Genomic DNA, 3,714 nt, shown 5'->3' on the forward strand with positions numbered 1-3,714 from the left:
GGAAGGCGATGCCGTCGATGATGCCGATGATGTCGCGGATGCGGTGCGCGCCCTCGCGGATGTCGCCCATGGTGGCGACCACCCGCTCCACCGCAGCGCCGCTTTGCCCGGCCGCCTGCGACACCGCGCCCATGAGCCCGTTGACGCGCCGGGCGTGCTCGGCGTTCTGCCCCACCGTGGCCGTGAGCTGCTCCAGCGCCGAGGCGGCGCTGTTGACTTCGCCGGCCTGCTGCTCGGTGCGCGTGGCCAGATCGCCGTTGCCGGCCGCGATCTCGCTGGTGGACAGGCGCAGCCCGTCCGCGCCCCGCCGCACGTTGCCCACCAGTCCGGCCAGCCCCACGCCGATGCCGTTGATGGCCTGCAGCATCTGCCCCACCTCGTCGCGCCGGGCCACATGCATCTGGGTGGTGAGGTCGCCGGCGGCGATGCGCTGCGCCGCCGCGCGCCCCTGCGCCACCGGCCGGGCAATGCCGCGCTGCACCATGCCGTAGATCGCCGCCGCTGCCAGCAGCGGCAGGCCCGCCACCACCGCTACCCAACTGGCAGGCAGTGGCGCCAGCACCAGCCAGGCCAGCGCCCACAGCGCGTACTGCACCGCCAGCACCAGCAGGGCCAGCCGGCCCGCCAGGTTCAAAGCGGGAATCTCGCTGACATCCAGGCCCACGTAGAGCACGCCCACCACGTGGCCGGACGCATCGCGCACCGGGTCGTAACGGGTCATGTTCTGCCGGCCGAACACCGTGGCGTAGCCGGCATAGCCGCGCCCCGCCAGCAGGTTGGCATAGGCCGGGTGGGAGCGGTCGAGCAACGTGCCCACCGCGCGCTCGCCGTCCTGCTTGCGCACCGAAGTGGCGACGCGGACGAAGTCGTTGCCCTGCCGGGCGAACACGGTGGCGCGCACGCCGGTCTGCGCGGTGAAGCGGTCGGCCACCGAAAAGTCGCCGTTCAGCAGGCGCCCGGCGCAACGCAGCAGCGGCGCCTGAGCGGCGCCACCCTGCGGTGGCTCGAGCGTGAAGCGGCCCGCGTGCTCGGCGGCGAACCGTGCCGCGGCGGCGTTGATCCGCCGGTGAAGGGAGCCTGGCAGCACCATGGTGCCCAGCCCTTACTGGAAGAACTTGGCCGCGCTCACCAGGGTCTTGTAGATGCCCCAGGCCAGGGGAATGCCCACCGCAGCCCAGGCGAACGCCACCAGTGCCGGGCTGGTGGAGCTGCCGGCCCCGGTGCCCGAACCCACCTCGGCCGCCAGCGATTTCTCGTGCGCGAGCTTTTTCTCGTGCGCCAGCTCTTCATCGGTCATGAACCACTTGTCGGCCAGCGGGCGCACCAGCAGGTTGGCGATCAGGCCGATGACCAGCATGCCCACCAGGATGTACATGGTCTGGTTGTAGACCTGCTCGCGCGGCAGGCCCAGGCCCAGCTGGTATTCGCGCATGTAGTTGACAACCACCGGGCCCAGGATGCCCGCGGTGGCCCAGGCGGTGAGCAGGCGGCCGTGGATGGCACCCACGAACTGCGTGCCGAACAGATCGGCCAGGTAAGCCGGCACCGTGGCGAAACCGCCGCCGTACATCGACAGGATGATGCAGAACGCGCCCACGAACAGCAGCTTGCTGCCGGCCCCGGCCGAGCTGGGGATGCTGGCGTACAGCAGGCCGCCCAGCACGAAGAACACCACGTAGGTCATCTTGCGGCCCAGCTTGTCCGACAGGCTGGCCCAGAAGAACCGGCCGCCGATGTTGAACAGCGACAGCAGCGCGGTGAAGCCGCCAGCCACGGCGGCGATGGCCGCCAGCTGCGCCTTGTCGAGTTCGCCGAACTTCTGCGGCACGCCGATGAGCGCGCCGCCGAACACCTCCTGCAGCATCGGCGAGGCCATGCCGATCACGCCGATGCCCGCGCTCACGTTCATGCACAGCACCACCCAGACCAGCCAGAACTGCGGAATGCCCCAGACGCGCTTCACGTGCACGTGGCGCTGCGTGATCATGGTGTTGGCGCTGGGCGGCGGCGGGGTCCAGCCGGCCGGCTTCCAGCCCGTGGCGGGCACGCGGTAGCCCAGGGCGCCGGCCATCATGAAGACGAAGTACAGGAGCGCCATGACCACGAAGGTCTGCATCACGCCCACGTCGGTGGGGGTGGAAAACCGCTTCATCAGGTCCACCGCGAGGGGCGAGCCGATCATCGCGCCGCCGCCGAAGCCCATGATGGCCATGCCGGTCGCCATGCCCCGCCGGTCGGGAAACCATTTGATGAGCGTGGACACCGGCGAGATGTAGCCCAGCCCCAGGCCGATCCCGCCGATGACGCCCGAGCCGAGGATCATCAGCCAGAACTGGTGCAGGTGGATGCCCAGCGCCGACAGCAGCATGCCGCCGCACCAGCACACCGCGGACACGACACCCGCCTTGCGCGGACCGGCGCGCTCCAGCCAGCCGCCCCAGATGGCGGCAGAGCAGCCCAGGAACACGAAAAACAGGGTGTACATCCAGCCCAGCGTGGCCACGCGCCAGTCGCAGCCGGAGGCGAACAGCTCCGCGAAGAAGCTCATGTCCTTGGGGCAGGCAGCGCCGGTGCCGGCCGTGGAGAGGGCCTTGGACAGCGGCAGCCAGAACACGGAGAACCCGTAAGCCATGCCGATGCAAAGGTGGATCGCCAAGGCCGCCGGAGGAACGAGCCACCGGTTGAAGCCGGGACCGGCAATGATGCGTTCCTTGTCCAGAAAACCGGGTTGTGTGGATGACATGCCACTCCTCTCTGCTGTGCTCTTTTTCGACGTCCGCGCGCCACCCTGGCACGGGTTCTCGATCCAGTGTCAGCGCATTGCTTGAGCTACGTCAAGACACATTGCACACAACGCGACATGTTTTTCCGCGCTGTCAGGAAGCAGAAAGGACAGCAGTGCAGGCGAAGCCGCCGGTCGTCCGGCAGCGGCCGCCTCAGGTGGTCTTGCTGATGGAGATGGTGGGGAATTTCGACGAGAAGTCCTTGGCCTGCTGCGCCACCTTGACCGCCACGTCGCGCGCCATCTTCTTGTAGATGCGGGCCACCTCGCCATCGGGGTCGGCCACCACGGTGGGGGTGCCGGTGTCGGCCTGCAGGCGGATCTGCATGTCCAGCGGCAGCGCGCCCAGGTAGGCCATGCCGTATTCCGCCGCCATGCGCTGGCCGCCGCCCTCGCCGAAGATGTGCTCGGCGTGGCCGCACTGGCTGCACACGTGCACCGCCATGTTCTCGACGATCCCGAGGATGGGCACGCCCACCTTCTCGAACATCTTGATACCCTTCTTGGCATCCAGCAATGCGATGTCCTGCGGCGTGGTGACGATCACCGCGCCGGTAATGGGCACGCGCTGGCTCAGCGTGAGCTGGATGTCGCCGGTGCCGGGCGGCATGTCCACGATGAGGTAGTCCAGGTCCTTCCAGTGGGTTTGCCGCAGCAGCTGCTCCAGCGCCTGGGTGGCCATGGGGCCGCGCCAGATCATGGCCTGGTCGGCATCGATCAGGAACCCGATCGACATCACCTGCACGCCGTGATTGCGCATCGGCTCCATGGTCTTGCCGTCGGCGCTTTCGGGCTTGCCCTCGATGCCGAGCATCATGGGCTGGCTGGGGCCGTAGATGTCGGCATCCAGCACGCCGACGCTGGCGCCCTCGGCCGCGAGCGCCAGGGCCAGGTTGGCGGCGGTGGTGCTCTTGCCCACGCCGCCCTTGCCG

Annotated in this window: 3 protein-coding genes; all 3 read right to left on the reverse strand. The window is 68.9% G+C overall.

The genetic code is table 11. The annotated features are described in order from the left end of the window. On the reverse strand, positions 1–1,090 hold a 1,090-nt coding region (locus AC27IQ_RS20220), incomplete at its 3' end, for a methyl-accepting chemotaxis protein (protein ID WP_487090562.1). Between the two features lie 12 nt (positions 1,091–1,102). After that, the gene (locus AC27IQ_RS20225; RefSeq protein ID WP_272564975.1) at positions 1,103–2,743 is read right to left on the reverse strand and encodes an OFA family MFS transporter; all 1,641 of its coding nucleotides are present in this window, start codon (positions 2,741–2,743) and stop codon (positions 1,103–1,105) included. A gap of 193 nt (positions 2,744–2,936) precedes the next feature. Then, positions 2,937–3,714: iron-sulfur cluster carrier protein ApbC (apbC, locus tag AC27IQ_RS20230; RefSeq protein ID WP_487090563.1), on the reverse strand; the 778-nt coding region annotated here is incomplete at its 5' end.

It is taken from the genome of Acidovorax sp. KPB24-07, assembly GCF_057543315.1.

Bases quoted from the DNA above. Each gene is read 5' to 3' on its own strand.
- AC27IQ_RS20225 (WP_272564975.1), bottom strand. From the start codon at position 2,743: ATGTCATCCACACAACCCGGTTTTCTGGACAAGGAACGCATCATTGCC.